A 19,205-nucleotide genomic window follows, 5' to 3' on the forward strand; every position below is an offset into this window, starting at 1 on the left:
GTAATCAACATCTTGTTGCATGAAGTAACTTCATATACCAATTGCAACTGCCATGAATAAGCATATATTTATTTTCCTAAGCGCATTAATTCTCCTTTCCAAGTTAGTTCTGTGTCAAGAGCATATTAAAGCAGGGAATTTAAATCCTATTCTTCCGGGTTATTTTGCTGATCCTACGATTAAAAAGATTGGCGATACCTATTATATTTATGCTACTACAGATGGCAATGGTGGAGGTTTAGGGCCTTCGCAAGTTTGGACATCCAAAGATTTTTTGAACTGGACTATTCAGCCGATGAATTGGCCGAATACTCATTGGTATTGGGCACCCGATATGACTAAAGGCTATGATGGAAAGTATTATTTGTATTATAGCCAACCTGTAGAAATTTATGCTGCTTCTTCTACAAGTCCAACTGGTCCATGGACTCCGATGAATTCCGATGGAAAATCTATTATCCCTAACTATATGATTCCGGGTGTAATTACATTGGATGCTCAGACTTTTACGGACGATGATGGCAAAATATATATGTATTGGGGTACTTGGGGAATATATCCGGATCATGGTTGTGCGGTAGGATTGCTTAATTCCGATATGAGAACTTTCGAAAAAATCAAACTGATTCCTAATACGGATGCAAAAGATTTTTTTGAAGCACCTTATGTTTTTAAACGTAATGGTATTTACTATTTTATGTATTCATCAGGGCATTGTGAGGATCACACGTATAGAGTACAATATGCTATGAGCAAAGTAGGGCCTATGGGACCTTTCGAATATGCGACTAATAACCCCATATTATATACCAATGAAGATGGCACGATTCACGGCCCTGGTCATCATAGTTTAATCGAAGAGAATGGGCGATATTTTATAGTATATCATCGTCACAACAATCCATTTTCAGGGGGAGGATTTCACCGTCAAATTGCCGTAGATGAAATGCTATTCGAAGCCGATGGAACAATAAAAAAGATTGTTCCCACGCATCAAGGCGTAAGTCCATTGATTAAGAATTCAAACTTCCCAAAAAATATTGCTTATAAAAAACCTGTATCAGCATCTTCTTTCTATAATGAAGATTTTAAACCTTCTTTTGTAGCAGACGATAATAATGGAACCTTGTGGCGCGCAAAAGACAATCATCTCCCAGGCTATATCACGGTGGATTTGGAAAAGGTTACGGATATCCGAACGGTCCTTTTGCAGTTTGAATATCCTACCTATGCGTACCAATATCGCATAGAAACCTCTACGGATGGTAATACATGGTCTTTATATGCTGATCAATCTAAAAACAATCGTTGGGCTAGTCCAATTTTAGAACACTTTGATGTGAAAGCGCGTTACGTTCGAGTGTATATATTGAATACGCAGCATCCAGGACTAACAAAAGGGATTTGGAATATTAAAGTGTATAGCGAAACCTATCCGCAAAAGACGCTGTGGTCTGAGCCACAGCCTATGCCAACACCCGAATCTATTGTTGGTCAATTAGTGCACATTCAACCCAAAAATTTGCAGGAAGCATCTTCGTATACTTCCATTCCGAATAAAGGTCTTCTGGGCGGCGAATTTAAAGGACAAAGTCCATTAGTTGTTAAGACCTATTACGGGAAAAAAGCCTTTTATTTTGATGGACAGCAAACATTAAAATCCACCTTTAAAGTTCCAACTAATCTGATCGGAAATAACCCCTTTACAGTTTCTATGTGGGTAAATAATCCTACTGTGGGACGTTATGAGGATGTGTTGGCATATTCTAAAGGAACACAAGATTTAACAAGAGCGGTATTTGGTGTCGGTTCGAATACCAATAAAGGGGCAGTGACACATGGCGCTTGGCCAGATTTAGGGTTTAAATCTACACCCAAAGAAGATCAATGGAATCATATTGTCTATTCTTTTGATGGCTATATGGAGCGAATTTACGTAAATGGTGAATTGCAGAAGGAGCAGAACAGAATGCTGTTTGTTAAACCAAATGACCACTTTATTCTTGGATCGTCTGATTTGTTAGACAACCATTTTTCGGGTTATCTAGCAGATTTGAAAATTTATAATACAGCCGTATCAGCTGACTTTATTCAACATGAAATAACAAGTTTTAAATCCGACCCTTCTTATTTTTCGTTGAAGTCGGAAGAACTATCAATAGGTACAATAAAACAAGTTCGTAATAATGGAAGCGTGGATCTACACATGGTTACTCTTCAAAACGCAAAAGTAAATATTGTCGGAAATCGAACGGCCTTTGAGCTCCACACAGTAGAAGATTCATATTTGTCGGAAATATTAAAGTCGAATCAATATACCATTGAATTAGATGTTTTTGAGAATAATAGTTGGAGGCACTATGTATATCTCAACAATTCCGGAAAAATAACGGTATTTCAGGATGGTACATCAATTAAAACTAAAAAATTCAAAGCAATCCAGATTAACTATAATTTTAAACTTCTTGTGAGCACTCCCATACATTTTATTAATGTATATCCTTCACTTTTTGATGCTACCACAATAGCCTCCAATTATGCCATATGGAAAAATAAATTGAATTCGCCAATCGTATCTCTCATTCCAAAATTTAAAGATGTGTGTCGCTACATCAACCAGTATGATGCTTTTGCATACGTTGAGGATGAGGCAAAGGATATGAAATATACTTTTTACATAGATGGTAAGTATACCGATTGGAAGGAGGAGTCTTTTATATTATTTAAACCTCATTCTGTGGATTCCTTATTGACAGTCTACATGAAAGATCAGTTTGGTAATATAAGTAAACCAGCCAGTTGTGTCATTAGTACTGTTAAGCCAAAATACAATGAGGATGTGCCAAATGATGAAATATACAGTTTAGGTGGTGCCAAAATACCTTACTGGGGCAATATGCAAGTATCTTCTCATTTAGATAGTACCAAAACTTCTATTAGTCTGAAAAAGAATGTTTGGCATCTAGGTTCAAAACATACCAAATGGGGATCTAATGATTTGCTTCCTCCATTTATGTATAAGGAAATTAAAGGTGATTTTACTATTCAGCTAAAAGTTCAGGATGTGGCAGGACTTCAGAGCAAAACTAGAACTTCGAGCGAAGCAGGCATTATGATTCGTACTGCAAAAGGAAATTCCTATATAAACAATACTATACTAACAGGTTGGAATTTAGGAAATCTATGGCGTAGTGTTGGACAAAGAATCCATAATGAAGGCAACAATGGGACAGGGTTGCATTTTGAGCCCTATATACAAGTACAGAAAAAGGGTGATATGTTTTTCTTACGAACATCTAAAGATGGTGTGTATTGGAATGATCTTTCAAAATTGCCAATCGTCAGGACGGATATGAATAATGAAGTATTGCAAGTGGGTATCTATCAAATTGCGACCAACAATCAGGATGGATTTGGCAAATTCGCTGACATCGAGATATGGCAGTAATGGAGCGTATTTTTCAGGTTAAAATAAGTTCATAATTAGTGAAAATGCGAAGTTTTAACAGCGTGATAAAGCACTAAATTTGATTAAATGTCAAAATGACATTTTTCAATTATTTTCCGAAATTATATAAACAATTCCTTGGAATACTGAGCCGATCCGGATTATTTACTTGAAGTGAAAAACATATTTTAGAAACTGAAACAAGGTTTAATATTTCAAAAAACGTAAGAAAATATACAGTATTAATAAAGTCTGTGTGCCTAAAATATAGTCTACAACCAATCGCAAATTATCTTAATCAAATTATAAACTAATGAAGAATTTGTATCTATTTAGGATTAGAGGCTATCTGCTGATGCTTCTGATAGTATTAGGGTCGGTTCATGTCTTCGCCCAACAAACTGTAAAAGGGGTAGTGCGGGATAGGCAGGGGCAACCTTTAGGAGAAGTGAGCATCAAAGAGATGGGCAGTTCTGCTAGTACCAAAACTAAGGACAACGGGACGTACGAAATTAAAGTCACGACCAAAAATGTAGTACTGCAGTTCACAAGTGTAGGCTATCAAACCAAAGAAGCTAAAGTTGGAAGCAGTAACGTATTAAATGTTATTCTTGATGACATTACAACGAGTTTGGAAGAAACAGTCGTAGTTGGTTATCAAAATGTACAACGCCGAAAAATGACTGGTGCCGTCTCCACTGTAAAAGGAGCGGAGTTTGAAAACACACCTTATGCAACTTTTGATGCCATGTTGCAAGGACGTGTAGCGGGATTAACGGTGTTGAGTACTTCGGGCGAACCAGGTACCAATAATATTGTCAATATTCGGGGCTCGAGCAATTTAGGTTTGGCAGATAATCAGCTTCAAGCTCCATTATACGTCATTGATGGTATTATCTATGATGTGAGTGATATTAGGGCAGCTTACGGGGAAGCCAGTCCTTTGCAAGCGATCAATCCTAATGATATTGAATCGGTAGACATCCTGAAGGATGCTTCTGCTTCTTCTATATACGGCGCACGTGCGGCAAATGGAGTTATCATCATCAAAACAAAAAGACCCGCTGCTGGGGTTCCTGAAATCCGTGTAGCAACTTATGCAGGTATTTCCAGTAGACCAGCGATGAAGCCTATTACAGTAGGTGCTGCAGAACGGAGAATGAAAATGGCTTTATTGTATGCAGGTGGCCAATACGATTGGTTCAATGACAATCAAATTCACCAAATGCTAACCGATAGTTTGAATCCTTCATTTAATCATGCTACAGACTGGCAGGGATTGTTTTTACAATCTGCACCTATTACCAACGTGAATTTCAGTATTGGTTCAGCGATGGAGAAATTTTTGTACCGGATCTCAGTTCAGCATTATTACGAAGAAGGGGTAATGATGGGATACGAGAATAAAAACTTGACACCGCGTTTGCTCTTGCAAGTTAATCCAATAGAAAACCTACAATTCGAAACCAATCTATTTTCTGGATTTACCAAAGGTAAGCATGGTTCAGGTGATGGTTCGAAATATCCATTTACCACCTGGGGATTCCCATCTTCATTTTGGCAAATAGGAGAATTGGAAGAGCAAGTATATACGGGGCGTTATGATGGCTTATTGGATGATGATCGAAGCACCAATATAAACGGAAATTTAGCAGGAACAGTTAAGAAATTCTTTCTTCCAGAATTATCATTACGTTCTCAATTTTCATTCAATGTCAATAATAACACACGTGATTTATATAGACCAAGATTGTTAACAGGATCTCAAAACGTTGCAGAAAACTGGGTAAATCAAAATAGACGTTGGGAATGGGAAAGTTATTTCAACTATGCCAAGCTAATCAATTCGGCACATACGGTATCGGGCGTATTGGGATTTGGTTTAGAAAAAAATGTCGCAAACACCAGCTATCTATGGGGTAGAAGTTTGAATAGTGAATCAATCAAAACCATAATTGGTATTGGTTCGGGAGCAAACTTATACGGTAATTCGTATATAAGTGAGCGCTCTCGCATGTCCATATTCGGAAGATTTGGCTACGATTACAAAGATAGATATTTGCTATCCGCAAGTTATAGAATGGATGCTTCATCGCGCTATAGTAAAGAAAATAGATGGGGTATCTTCCCTTCTATTTCTGCAGGATGGGCTATTTCAGAAGAAGAGTTCTTTAATAAAGATGAATCCTTTATCAGCTATTTCAAATTTAGAGGTAGTTACGGTTTGACAGGTCGAGATCCAGGCTCTGAATATGCACATTACACGATGTTAGGATATAGCGGAGCTTATTACGGATCAGTAATGGATAATGGCATGGGAGGAGGCAACGTCTCTACATATAATGGTACGAATGTTTCCTATCCAAATTATGGAACTTCCGCAACATCGGCAACAATTAAATGGGAACGCTCGCCACAGTTTAATGCGGGTATAGACATCAATATGTTAAATGATCGTATCTCCATTAATGCAGATTATTATGTACGTGATAGCAAGGATTTAGTTTACGGCCTTCAAATGCCAGCTACCTCTGGGTATTCGACTATTTCTACGAATTTCATTAGTGTTCGTAATACAGGAGTGGAGTTTACCATCAATTCCAGAAATATGAGACAAAGTTCTCCTTTCCAATGGAATACAAACTTCAATATATCGTATAACCGTAACTATGTGACTTCATTACCTGATGGCGGCCGTGAAATTAAAGTAGGTCCGACATGGATGGAAAGAGCTTTAAATGTAGGTATGCCACTCTATCCTTTCAAAGTTTGGGAAGTAGATGGCGTATATTCTACGAATGCTGATGTGCCTGTTAATCCATTGACAGGAGATCGTATCCGTCATGGTTCAGCTGGAGGTACACAGTATCAAGCTGGAGATCCGCGAAGAAAAGACAACAATGGCGATTATATTATTGATGATAATGATAAAGTAGATATGGGTAATCCTAACCCTGATTTTATGGGGGGTATGACACATACTATTTCCTACAAAAATTGGTCTTTATCCGCATTGACAACATTCGTTTTTGGACGCACCTTGTGGAATGGGTATGTATCAGACAAATTGCAAGATGCAGGTGCTGCAAATATATATTCTACTTATGGTCTTAATTCAGCTATCGCTGGTGATTTTAATATGTCGGACTTCTGGATGAAAGAGGGGGATGTAGCAAAATATCCTTCATTATTCCGTAATGCTGTAGATAACTGGCACATCGCTAATAGTACTTTCGTAGAGAATGCAAGTTTCGTGCGTATCAAAAATGTACGCCTGGGGTATAATATTCCGCAAGCTTTCTCTAAACGTTTTGGCATACGATCATTACGTTTATATGGAGTATTAGACAATATAGCCATTTTTTCATGGTCCACAGTGCCTGATCCAGAAGCGGTGGAACCTAATGGATATTCTACAGGTAATGGTTACCCAATCCCTAAAAAATGGACTTTCGGAATTGATATTTCTTTATAGTAAATAGCACAGAGATGAAAAGAAGTAAATTAATATTATATATAACGGGCGTCCTCATTTTTATGGGATCCTGTAAAGGGTTTTTAGATTTAGAACCCAAAAGCGAAGCTACGGATGAGAACTTTTGGAAAACTCAGAATGATGCCAATTCAGCAGTAGCTGGAATGTATGCGCTGTTACGCGCAGCATTAAATGGTGGTTATGGAATTGCCCATTATGCCTATGGCGACTTAGCTTCGGACGAAATTAGTTCTTCCAATACCTATCCTTATAGCCATGTGGTGAATATGAACTGGAGCTTATCTTTGGCGGCCTCTAATACGGGAGATGCCATGTATTTGCTCCGTCGCTATGACAACTTTTATAAAGTTATTGATCAAGCGAACCGCGTGATTAAATATGTGGGCAGTATGGATAATAGTGTGTTTGATAATGCACGAACGAAGAACTTTTTACTTGGTGAGGCGTACTATATCCGTGCTTTTACTTATTTCTATTTAGGAAGAATATGGGGCGGTGTACCTATATTAACAGAAGCGATTGCACCAATTTATGCAGAGAATCAACCTGCTGCCACTCCAGAACAAGTAATGGAACAAAGTCTCAAAGACTTGCAGGAAGCGAAGAAATTATTGGATTGGAAGAATTTGGTGAATGCTGATTTTGCCGTACGTGCAAATAAAGGAGCTGCTTTTGCTTTAGAGGCTCATATCGGAGCTTGGGTTGGTAATTATAGCACGACCATCGCAGCAGCAGATTCCATTATTGATAGCGAAAATTACTTTTATGTTTCCCGTGACAGTATTGCCTATAAAACGATTTTCAATGGAAAATCTTCAGAAGGAATTTTTGAGATTTCTCAAAGTGCTAATAACGAAGGTACAAGTGTAGGTATTGGCGATTACACTTTGGCTACGCCGAAATACCATAGATTGCATGCTTCTCCGAAACTCACAGTAACCAAAATCCGTGTAGATGAGCTGTTTAACGATCGAGCTGATAAACGTCGCAAGTTTACGATGGATACAACAGTCAATACGTCTTTTGTGATTTGCAATAAATATTCAAATCTGACTTATCCAGAAGAAGGAAATAACGCTGTACCTGTATTCAAAAATAACATCATCATCTTCCGTTTTTCGGATATCAAATTGCTTAAAGCAGAAGCATTAGCAGCAACGGGTAGAGCTACAGAAGCCAAAGCACTTTTAGACGAAGTCAGAATGATGTCGGGATTAGGAACTTGGTCAGGAACAGGTTCGTTAATGAAAGCCATTTTTGATGAACGTGCTCGTGAACTTTTCTTAGAAGGGCATCGCTATTATGATATGGTACGCTTGTACAAACATCATGGCATTTACGAATTCCTTTCTACGCGAATGTCTCAGGAACAATTCCAACGCGGAAAATATAGGTGGCCTTTTGATCCAAGCTTGTTGAATCAGAATCCTTTATTAATTCAGACCCCATTTTGGGCGACGGTAGGTTTTTAATTTTTAGAAAGAAATAGTATGAGAACCTTAATATTAATTTTAGTTGTATGCGTCATTTCTTTCGCTTCATGTAAGAAAGCCGCATATCTCACAGACGATGGGCTACATAGTGAATATGTAGACATGTCTACGTACGATTATTTGAAATCACACCCCAATGGGATGTTTGACACCTTATTGCTTATTGTAGACCATTTTGGATTAAAGAATGAGCTTAATTCAGCTAAGACTTTTTGGGCACCATCTGATTATTCTATCAAAAGATTTTTCAAACTCAAAGAAGCTCTGCTCAAAGAGGAAAACGAAAATGCAGAATATACTTTTGATCAGTTTTTAAGTGATATCGAAGTGGATTCTTTGCGAGCGTATATATACAGCGATGCACAACATACTTTGTCTACAGCAAACACCAGCTATACACATCTGAATAATGGCACTTCCATCGATGGATTTGCTTTTAATAAGCAAAAACAACCGCAAGGACAGTGGTCTTATCAAGACATCTATTACCTGTACTATATCAAAGTGCGTGGGGAAGCGGATCAAACGGCTCCAGACGGTAGTATACGTGTAGATCGCAATGATCAAGCAGATGTCAGGATCTTGTGTCAAACTACAGGTATCAAGACCAACACAGGTACAGTTATTAACGTATTGAATAATTATCATACGTTTATTGCTGACTTTAATGAGTCGGGAGAATCAGGACCATTGATTGAAGATTTAGAAAACGGACTGCGCTTTACCTATGCAGTTTCCTTCAAAGCTGCTTCATCTTATTCTGGAGCTACGGTTACTGTGCCGAGCGCATGGATAGCTGAAACATTTGCCCTCGAAGCGGATGAAATTCCTTCCATGATACGTAATAGCATTGCTTTTGGGGCTGTTGAGCCAAATGGAACTTTCAACACCAATTATACTGCGAGCGCTCCAGGACATTGGTTTAGTGCTGATGGTACAGTAGTGCCTTGGGGTGATAATGCACGGTTATTCTCCGAATATATGCCTGCCTCTTGGACTTTCTCTATCGGTCAATATCCAAATCGCTCTGCAGTGGGTGATACGTACACTATCAAGCAAGCTTTGGAATATACCAACCGAAGTAATAAGAAGCTGCGAGTGGAATTTGTATTTAATGTTAGAATAAATTAATAATTAATAACATATAGTTATGAATTGGAAAAATATAGGGGCAATAAGCTTAATGGCTCTTCTGCTTTCCTTTGTATATTCTTGTAAACCTGAAGTCATAGGTTTTCTGAATGATAATATGCGCTATGGAATGGCAGAACTACAAGCTGTGCAAGGATCGGCAGTGACAACGAATCCTTTGATTGCCAATGGAAGTACGACACCCATGACGGTGAAATTAGTAGCAGTACGTAATAAAGCAACTGGTGCGGTGGTTAACGACTTTTTGGCTGAACAAGAGTATTCCGTTTACTTAGGTCAGGTAGGTGCTAATATTATGACTTTGGATCAGCTTACACCTTTGATTGGTACTGCAAAAAGCCCTGCTATATCGGTGAATGAAACTGGAGGAAAGGTAGTGCTTACTCCAGCAACAGAGAATGTACCTGCGGGACTATACACTCTTGATCTGGAAGTGAGCAATGTTTCCGGCTCCAAACTTTACAATGAGATTTTGAATATTAACTTAATCGAATTGAAACCTGATAGCATTTTCTCAAAAAGTGCAACCTCTTCCGCACTTGCTTCGGAGTCGGATGTTCGTAATCTAACGAATGATGATTACACCGTGACAATTGATTATATTCCTGGAAATGAGAATAAAATCATTTTCATGTGGCTGGACAAAAATGGTAAAGCATTCAATCCAAAAGAAGGAGAAGTCTTAAAAAGAGCGAACCTCCCAAGTTTTGCGGATTGGTCGCCTTTTTATCCAGAACAATTAACAGATTCTTCTATCATATATCCATATCCTTATTTCAAAGGTTTGCCTTATCCGGTAAAAACAGTTGCTCGTGTTGCCAATACAGATTATACCAATCTGACTTCAAACTATAGAGTAAATGGAGAGTATACCAGTTTAGGAAGACACATCAATACAGCTACCACAGCTAGATTTTACAAACCAGGTACGCATATCATCAAATTCAAATTGAAAAATCTGAACCACCGATATCCTTTCTTCCGTACAACGACCATTACCAAGAATGTAACTTTACCTTTTGGAGCAGGATACGCTGCTACAGCAGTGCCGGTAAATAAGAATGAAATATTCGAGGCACTAAAGATTTCGGAAGCAGATTTTCAAAATGAGCTTTTGGATAAGGTTGGGTTTTATGCTATCCAAGCTGATGGTTCTAGAAATAGTTCTAATACCGCTAACGCCCCAGGAATGTGGGTAGATGAATTAGGAAATACGGTGGCATGGGGAGCTAGAGCAAAACTTTTCTCTGAATTTGATCGTAATTCCTACACATTTAATATTGGTCAATTCCCAGATAAAAATGTGGTAGGCGAAAGAATGACAATCAAACAATCATTTGTCTACGATGATGGTCAATATTACAATGAAGTACTTTATGTCTTTAATATTGTGATTCAGTAAGATACCTAAAAAGGGCTAAAATGAGGCAGTAATATGTTAAAATATTGCTGCCTTTTTTACTTTTTACAGGACATCTGGATAATATTTATTTTATATCTTCAGCCCCATTATAAACCTAATTTCATAACAAATAAATATTTCAAAAGAAGGTTTCTAGCTAAGAAAATCTTAATGCTGACTATTTAAATGTAGAAATTACACTTATTACATTACTAATCATAATATTATGAGAAAACTATTACGTAAGATGAGAAGCCGTATCAAACTTTTTGATGTTAAACCTACATCTTTTTTTAAAAGCAGTCTTGTTGGGATGAATCTATCTCTCCATGAGCCGCACAATAGGCTATGGATGGGAAGACTTGCTCCCATATTTATTTCATCGACCTTAATGGTCATTTCTCCTTCAGTTTTTGCGCAATCCTCAAGTATTCGTGGCAAGGTTACGACATCAGAAGGTCCTTTAGAGCGCGTTTCGGTAACCGTTGATGGGCAAAGAGAAGCAGTATTTACCAACGCCAATGGGGAATTTGTCCTGCGCAATACAAATGCTAAACTTTTGACTTTCTCGCATATTGGTTACAAAACTGTTTCCGTAGAATTAACAAGCCAGATGTTGGGAGCCGATAATACTTATGTGGTGAATGTAACGCTAGAGCCATCCGATGAATCTGTTTTGGATGAGGTAGTGGTAGTAGGTTTTGGTACACAAAAGAAAGTAAATCTAACTGGTGCAGTTGGAACCATTTCGGCTAAAGAGCTTGAAGCTCGTCCCGTACAAAATGTTAGCCAGATGCTACAGGGTGTTTTGCCTGGCTTAAATGTATCTACGCAAGGAGTAGGCGGATCTTTAAATGCAGGACGTAGTGTGAATGTGCGTGGAACTGGAACAATCAGTACTTCTTCCTCAGGAAGTCCCTTGGTTTTAATTGATGGTACAGCGGGTTCGTTAGATGCTTTAAATCCGCAAGATATCGAGAGTATTTCGGTATTAAAAGATGCAGCTTCCGCTGCGGTTTATGGATCTAGAGCACCGTTTGGAGTAATATTGGTAACAACTAAAAAGGGTACTTCTGGCAAAACACGTATAAATTATAACAATAATTTTAGATGGAATTCCCCTGTATTGTTAGCTGATATGATGAATTCATATGAATTTGCTAATTATTGGAACGATGCAGATTATAATGGAGGTGGTAGTGGACAAAAATTCAATGCTTCCATGCTTCAAAAAATTAAAGATTACATAGATGGCAAGTTAGAGCCAAACGATGTAGCGGCAGTGCGTGGTGACGGTAAATGGGATTATGATAATACGTGGGCCAATGTGGATTGGGTGAGAGAATATTTTCGAGATAGCGCCCCGACAAATGAACATAATTTAAGCCTAAGCGGTGGAGCCAATCAATGGACTTATTATTTGTCTGGAAATTATATGGATCAAGAGGGCTTACTCCGTTATGGAACTGATACGTATAAGCGTTATACGGCTTCGGGACGCATTTCGGGTAAAGTCTTTGATAATTTACGCATAGAATATCTAAATAGATTCGTGCGTACAAATTATGGACGCCCAACTTCTATGCCTGATGATTTTTATGATAATGTACTGAGAAGAGCCCGTCCAAACCGTGCAAAATATGATCCGAATGGATTTTTAATGGCTGATATCAATTACATCAATGCATTTGAAAATGGTGGACGCAGAAATGATGAACAAGATTTCCAAACTCAGCAATTCCAAGCCATTTATAATCCTATTAATGACTTAGAAATTACGGGTGAATTAAATTATAGAACTGAAACACAGTTTATCCATGAGGACGCCTTTAAGACCTATGCCTATAATGGTGATGGCGTACAACGTTACATTTCATTGTTAAGTCCTGCAAATGATTACGTATACGAATACGCTAAAAAGATGTATTTCTTTAATCCAAATGTGTACGCCAACTATAAAAAGAGCTTCAATAACCATAATATTGCTGCCATGGTTGGTTTCCAGTCCGAATGGAATAAATACAGAGATTTAGACGCTTCTCGCCGTAACTTAATCACGACTAGCTTACCTGTATTAAATCTTACAACCGATGCTACGCCTACCATTTCAGGCCAGGTGCAAGAATGGGCTACAGCAGGGTTTTTTGGTCGATTTAACTATGATTACAAAGGAAAATATCTGTTAGAAGGAAATCTTCGATACGATGGTACTTCGCGCTTTAGAAGCGATAAACAATGGAACTGGTTCCCGTCTTTATCAGCAGGTTGGAATATAGCACAAGAAGACTTTTTCCAGTCGATCTCTGCAGTTAATATGTTAAAGCTAAGAGCTTCTTATGGTATTCTTGGTAATCAAAATACCAATGATTGGTATCCTACGTATCAGGTAATGTCCAGCCTAGGTACATCAAATGGAGGATGGCTGGTAGATGGAAGTAGACCAAATACCGTGTCAGCTCCTGGCTTAATAAGTACAGCGCTAACTTGGGAACAGATTCGTAACTGGAACTATGGTCTTGATTGGGCTCTTTTAGGCAATAGATTGACAGGATCTTTTGATTATTATTTAAGGTATACAGATAATGGTGTTGGGCCTGGATTAGTATTACCTGCTACTTTAGGAACTGCGGTGCCTAGAACAAATAATATTGATATTGTAACTAAAGGTTTTGAATTTAGTTTAGGTTGGAATGATCAAAAAGGTGATTTTGGCTATAGCGCTAAAGTAAATCTATCGGATAACAGAACTAAGGTTTTAGCCTACAACAACCCGACAAATAGTTTGGATACGTATATAGCTGGTCAGTATACAAACCAAATCTGGGGATATACTACGATCGGTATAGCGAAAACAAATGAAGAGATGAATGAACATTTGGCTAAACTTGGCAATGGTGGACAAAACCCAATTAGTGGTGGTGCTTGGGAAGCTGGGGACATTATGTACGCGGATTTGAATGGTGATGGAAAAATTGATGGCGGTGCTAACACTTTGGATAATCCAGGGGATAGAACCATTATCGGAAATTCTACGCCACGCTATGCACTTGGACTTGATTTGAGCGCAAACTATAAAGGCTTTGATGTACGTGCCTTCTTTCAAGGAATATTAAAACGCGATTGGGCTCCTTCGGGTATGGTATTCTGGGGAACAACTTCTTCGGGTGAATGGTGGTCAACTGCCTTAAAAGATCACTTAGACTATTTTAGAGCAGACGAATCTCACCCTCTTGGTCAAAACTTGGATGCATATTATCCACGTCCTCTATTTAGCGGAAAAAATCAACAAGCTCAAACAGGCTATTTATTAAATGCTTCTTATATAAGATTGAAAAATGTTCAAGTGGGATATACTTTCTCTAGTTCAATGCTACAATCTATTCGTATGAATAATGCAAGGATCTTTTTCTCTGGAGAAAACCTTGCCACATTTACCAAATTAAGTAAAACGCTTGATCCAGAATCTATCGGAATCGGTAGACAAGGAGGAACAGTGTATCCTCTGTCAAAAATTTTATCATTCGGTATTAGTGCAAATTTTTAATCTATAAACTATGACAATTTTAATTTCTTATATAAAAAAAGCAGCCCTATCCTCAGTATTAGTATTATCATTAGCAAGCTGTAAGGATTTATTAGATATCACTCCACCAAGCCAGGTCTCTCCAGAGAATTATTTCAATGATGAGAGCCATTTGGCAACATATACCATTACCCGTTACGAATCGGTGTTTAGAACTGTCGAAGGAACTGGTGGCGGCGGCTTATACTTAGACGACGCTGGAACAGATAATATCACCAATAGAAATGGAAATACTAGATTTTTACCTGGTCAATGGCGAGTAGGAACTTCAGGCGGTAGTTGGGATTTTAGTACTATCTACCAACTAAATTACTTTTTGGAAACTGTTCTTCCTAAGGTGGAGAAGAAGGAAATTGCTGGTAATGAAGGGAATATTAAGCACTATCTGGGAGAGGCGTATCTTTTACGCGCGTTGACCTATTTTAACAAGCTAAAAGAGTTTGGAGATTTTCCAATTATTACAAGCGTCCTTCCTGACGATGCAACAGCATTAATAGAAGCAAGTAAACGTTCTCCAAGAAATGAAGTGGCTCGCTTTATTTTATCAGATTTAGATAAAGCAGCAGAGTTGCTGATGACAAACTCCCCACAAGGCGGAAGAACAAGGATCACTAAAAGTTTAGCTTATTTATTAAAATCAAGAGTGGCTCTGTTTGAAGCTACTTGGTTAAAATATCATAAAAATACGCCGTTAGTTCCATTAGGACCGAACTGGCCTGGGGCAGAGAAGGACTATAACAGTAACTATCAATATCCTTCGGGTAGTATCGATAATGAAATTGGGTACTTTTTAGATAACGCTATGACTTCTGCTAAAGAAGTAGCAAGTAAACATGCTTTAACAGTAAATTCTAAAGTAATCAAGGAGAGTGCTGCAGATCCAGGAAATCTTTATTATGAAATGTTCGCTTCGGAGAGTTTAAGCAGCTTTGATGAAGTATTACTTTGGAGAGATTTCGATTTGTCCTTAGGCATCGTTCAGTATTGGAATCATTACATGTATTATGGCAATGGATATGGTTATACCAGACAATTTGTAGATAACTTTTTGATGGAAAATGGATTACCAATCTATGCTTCAGGGTCAGGATATCAGGGTGATGACTTTGTAGATCAAGTAAAAATTAATAGAGACTGGCGTTTGAAATTGTTCATGCGCGCACCAGGAGAGAAAAAAGCTTTTCTAAATCTTAGTGCTGGTGCTTCTCCAGAAGTAGAACCTAGAGTACCAGTGATTGATGGAACAGCACGTTTTCAAGAGGGTACAGGTTATTCCATTAAAAAAGGATTGTCTTACAATAATGATATGCAAGCCATTGTGGGTAGAGATGTTACAGCTGTGGTCGCTTTTAGAGCTGTTGAAGCGTATCTAAATTATATTGAAGCATGCTACGAAAAAAATGGAAACCTGGATACTGATGCTAGTAATTATTGGAAAGCTATCCGCAGAAGAGCAGGAGTTAATGAAGACTACAACGTAACAATTGCTGCCACGAATATGAATATTGAAGGGCAAAATGATTGGGGAGCGTATTCTAAAAACACCTTGGTTAACCCTACTCTTTATAACATTCGTAGAGAGCGTAGAGCGGAGCTGATGGCAGAAGGTCTTCGCTATATGGATTTAATTCGTTGGAGAGCTATGGATCAACTTAATGGATTCAAAGTGGAAGGTATTAAAGTTTGGGGTCCGATGAAAGATGTATATGGAAATAGATTGGTATACGGAGGTACGACAACAAATACGGTTTCCGCACCTTCGCTAAGTACGTATTTAAGAATACATCAGATCTCGCCAAACAATCAATATTTCAATGGTTATTCCTTTACAGAGGCACATTATTTAAGTCCTATCGCGGCTAATCATTTTATTATTTCGTCTCCTGATGGAAGTAATCCGAATAATTCGCCAATTTATCAGAATCCAGGCTGGACTACTCAAGCAGGGTCTGCACCAACAGGATTTTAAAATTTACATTAGTATACATATAATCTAAATTTAGATTATGCTTTTCACAAAACAGATTTGTTAGATTTTAACAAATCTGTTTTGTATTTTGTAGAGCCTATTATAAACATCTAAATCATGCCTAAGAAATTTATTGTAACTTTTATCGTATTATTTGTTCATTCATTTTTATTTGCTCAGAAGAACATTCAAATCTCTGAAGTTGGTCAAGGTTGGGCCAAGAATACGGTCAACACCGCTGTATTTAGAAAAAATTCTTTAGTGAGTAATCAAAATTTCCAATATATCGCTTATTACGATGATAAAGGATTTTTGATCGTGGGGCAACGTAAACTAAATTCTTCTACCTGGACATTAAAAAATACGGGCTTAAAAGGGAATGCAAAGGATGCGCACAATGTCATAAGTATTATGCTCGATGGTGCAAACTATTTGCATGTAGCCTTCGATCACCACAATTCTAAATTGCGTTATATCCGTTCATTAGAACCGAATAGTTTAGAATTTTCTGCCGAAATACCGATGGTAGGAACCCAAGAAAAATATGTTTCGTATCCTGAGTTTTTTAAATTGACCAATGGCAATTTGTTGTTTATGTATCGCGACGGAGGCTCAGGCAATGGCAATTTGATGATAAACCGCTATATTTTTTCTGAAAAGAAATGGCTACGTTTGCAAGATAAATTGATCGATGGCGAAGGAAAACGCAATGCGTATTGGCAATCTTATATAGATGACAAAGGTAGAATCCATATTTCGTGGGTGTGGCGAGAAAGTCCTGATGTTGCAAGCAATCACGACATGGCATATGCCTATTCAGATGATGAAGGCATAACTTGGAAAAAAACAACGGGTGAGCTTTATCATTTACCTATCACTGCCAAAGATGCAGAATATGCCATTCGCATTCCCGAAAAGAGTGACTTAATAAATCAAACCGCCATGTCGGCGGATGAAAATGGAAATCCTTTTATTGTCTCCTATTGGCGAGATCAACATGCCGACAAACCACAATATAAAATCATCTATTTGAACAAAGGGAAATGGTTAACCCACTCCTTTGATTTTAGAAAAACGACATTTTCTTTGGGAGGACATGGAACAAAGCAAATTCCTATTTCTAGACCTCAATTATTAGTGAAAGGAAAAGCGCACAAAACTAAGATCTGGATGATTTTTCGGGATGAAGAAAGAAATAATGCGATATCGGTGTTGAGCTGGACTAAAAATAAGCCTAGCCGAATTCTCATCGAAGATATATACAACAATTCTGTTGCAGCTTGGGAACCTACCTATGATACGGAACTTTGGAGAAGCCAGAAAAGACTAAGCCTATTCGTACAACACACCGTGCAAGTGGATGGTGAAGGATTGGCTGAAAGTGATTCCACTCCAGTGCGTGTACTGGATTTGAAACCTTAATATGCTTAACAACTAAAATATTCAAGTCTATATAGTATTTGAATTATACATAACCAATATAAGCTGTCAGTACGGGGCTCACCCAACATGACAGTCCATAACAGTTAAATTAATTTTAACAAATAACTTAGATTTTACATAAACCTAATTAGATTTTAAACAATTATGAATGCAATTGCAGGGGTTTTATTTCATTTTATAGGAGGCTTTGCGTCTGGGAGTTTTTATGTCCCGTACAAGAAAGTGAAAGATTGGTCGTGGGAAGCGATGTGGATTTTAGGAGGATTATTCTCCTGGATTATTGTTCCACCATTGGCCGCATGGCTAACTATTCCAAACTTTTCGGATATCATCGCGCAAGCTGATAAATCTGTATTAGGATTTACTTTTTTGTTTGGCGTATTGTGGGGGATTGGAGGCTTGACTTATGGTTTGGGCGTCCGCTATTTAGGTGTTTCTTTAGGCAGTAGCATTATCTTAGGATTAAGTATGGTTTTGGGTGCATTGATGCCTGCAATCTACTATTTTTTCAATCCTGCGGATGGAAAGCATGGTATTGATTTCTTCTTTTCAACAGCTTCGGGTTTATGTGTGCTGGGCGGGATGCTTCTTTGTGTTGTTGGAATTTACTTATGTGGAAAAGCTGGCGTGCTTAAAGAAAAAAGTTTATCCTCTGCTAATGTGCAAGATAAAAAAGACTACAATTTTGGGATTGGAATTATCGTAGCATTGATTTCTGGAGCATTAAGTGCCTGTTTTAATTTCGCGATAGAAGCGGGAAAACCAATGGCCGATGTAGCTAATGAGCTTTGGAAAGCGGCTAATCCTGATCAAGGTGAATTTCTTTACCAAAATAACGTAACCTATATCGTGATTCTCTGGGGAGGTTTCTTGACCAACTTTGTATGGTGCGCTTACTTATTGTTCAAAAACAAAACCCTTACAGATTATTCAAAAGCATCTGCTCCATTAACTAAGAATCTATTGTTATGTGCCTTGGCTGGTACGACTTGGTACTTACAGTTTTTCTTCTACGGAATGGGAGAAAGCCGCTTGGGTAATGGTGCAAGTTCATGGATTCTGCACATGGCATTTATCATTTTGATATCTAATGCTTGGGGAGTTTTATTAAAAGAATGGAAGGGTGTAAGCAAATCTACGCACACTGCCATTATTTCGGGTATTGTAATTATCATCCTATCTATTTGTGTAGTAGGATTCGCTAAAACGTTAGAATAAA

Annotated in this window: 9 protein-coding genes; all 9 read left to right on the forward strand. The window is 38.0% G+C overall.

What is annotated here, in order from left to right; all coding sequences use genetic code 11:
• Positions 1-52: 52 nt before the first annotated feature.
• Positions 53-3,448: a family 43 glycosylhydrolase gene (locus tag G5B32_RS08695; RefSeq protein WP_165291154.1), complete on the forward strand. Its 3,396-nt coding sequence runs from the start codon at positions 53-55 to the stop codon at positions 3,446-3,448.
• Positions 3,449-3,761: 313 nt separating this feature from the next.
• The gene (locus G5B32_RS08700) at positions 3,762-6,923 is read left to right on the forward strand and encodes a SusC/RagA family TonB-linked outer membrane protein (protein WP_165291155.1); all 3,162 of its coding nucleotides are present in this window, start codon (positions 3,762-3,764) and stop codon (positions 6,921-6,923) included.
• A 14-nt stretch (positions 6,924-6,937) separates the two neighbouring features.
• Positions 6,938-8,416: a RagB/SusD family nutrient uptake outer membrane protein gene (locus G5B32_RS08705; protein ID WP_165291156.1), complete on the forward strand. Its 1,479-nt coding sequence runs from the start codon at positions 6,938-6,940 to the stop codon at positions 8,414-8,416.
• Between the two features lie 18 nt (positions 8,417-8,434).
• Positions 8,435-9,568: a DUF4859 domain-containing protein gene (locus G5B32_RS08710; protein WP_165291157.1), complete on the forward strand. Its 1,134-nt coding sequence runs from the start codon at positions 8,435-8,437 to the stop codon at positions 9,566-9,568.
• A gap of 19 nt (positions 9,569-9,587) precedes the next feature.
• Positions 9,588-10,991, forward strand: a complete 1,404-nt coding sequence (locus tag G5B32_RS08715) for a DUF4859 domain-containing protein (RefSeq protein WP_165291158.1) — start codon at positions 9,588-9,590, stop codon at positions 10,989-10,991.
• A gap of 226 nt (positions 10,992-11,217) precedes the next feature.
• Positions 11,218-14,535, forward strand: a complete 3,318-nt coding sequence (locus tag G5B32_RS08720; RefSeq protein ID WP_206366851.1) for a SusC/RagA family TonB-linked outer membrane protein — start codon at positions 11,218-11,220, stop codon at positions 14,533-14,535.
• A gap of 10 nt (positions 14,536-14,545) precedes the next feature.
• Positions 14,546-16,543, forward strand: a complete 1,998-nt coding sequence (locus G5B32_RS08725; protein ID WP_165291159.1) for a RagB/SusD family nutrient uptake outer membrane protein — start codon at positions 14,546-14,548, stop codon at positions 16,541-16,543.
• Between the two features lie 117 nt (positions 16,544-16,660).
• Positions 16,661-17,965 (forward strand): BNR repeat-containing protein, encoded by a 1,305-nt coding sequence (locus G5B32_RS08730; RefSeq protein WP_165291160.1) that lies wholly within the window; start codon positions 16,661-16,663, stop codon positions 17,963-17,965.
• A 165-nt stretch (positions 17,966-18,130) separates the two neighbouring features.
• Positions 18,131-19,204: an L-rhamnose/proton symporter RhaT gene (gene rhaT, locus G5B32_RS08735; RefSeq protein ID WP_165291161.1), complete on the forward strand. Its 1,074-nt coding sequence runs from the start codon at positions 18,131-18,133 to the stop codon at positions 19,202-19,204.
• Position 19,205: the final 1 nt, after the last annotated feature.

It is taken from the genome of Sphingobacterium sp. SGL-16 (assembly GCF_011043515.1).
Lineage (GTDB): Bacteria > Bacteroidota > Bacteroidia > Sphingobacteriales > Sphingobacteriaceae > Sphingobacterium > Sphingobacterium litopenaei.

Excerpts from the sequence above, each read along its gene's own strand:
- G5B32_RS08725 (WP_165291159.1), top strand. The coding sequence starts at position 14,546 with ATGACAATTTTAATTTCTTATATAAAAAAAGCAGCCCTATCCTCAGTA.
- G5B32_RS08710 (WP_165291157.1), top strand. The coding sequence starts at position 8,435 with ATGAGAACCTTAATATTAATTTTAGTTGTATGCGTCATTTCTTTCGCT.
- G5B32_RS08720 (WP_206366851.1), top strand. The coding sequence starts at position 11,218 with ATGAGAAAACTATTACGTAAGATGAGAAGCCGTATCAAACTTTTTGAT.
- G5B32_RS08695 (WP_165291154.1), top strand. The coding sequence starts at position 53 with ATGAATAAGCATATATTTATTTTCCTAAGCGCATTAATTCTCCTTTCC.
- rhaT (WP_165291161.1), top strand. The coding sequence starts at position 18,131 with ATGAATGCAATTGCAGGGGTTTTATTTCATTTTATAGGAGGCTTTGCG.
- G5B32_RS08705 (WP_165291156.1), top strand. The coding sequence starts at position 6,938 with ATGAAAAGAAGTAAATTAATATTATATATAACGGGCGTCCTCATTTTT.
- G5B32_RS08730 (WP_165291160.1), top strand. The coding sequence starts at position 16,661 with ATGCCTAAGAAATTTATTGTAACTTTTATCGTATTATTTGTTCATTCA.
- G5B32_RS08700 (WP_165291155.1), top strand. The coding sequence starts at position 3,762 with ATGAAGAATTTGTATCTATTTAGGATTAGAGGCTATCTGCTGATGCTT.
- G5B32_RS08715 (WP_165291158.1), top strand. The coding sequence starts at position 9,588 with ATGAATTGGAAAAATATAGGGGCAATAAGCTTAATGGCTCTTCTGCTT.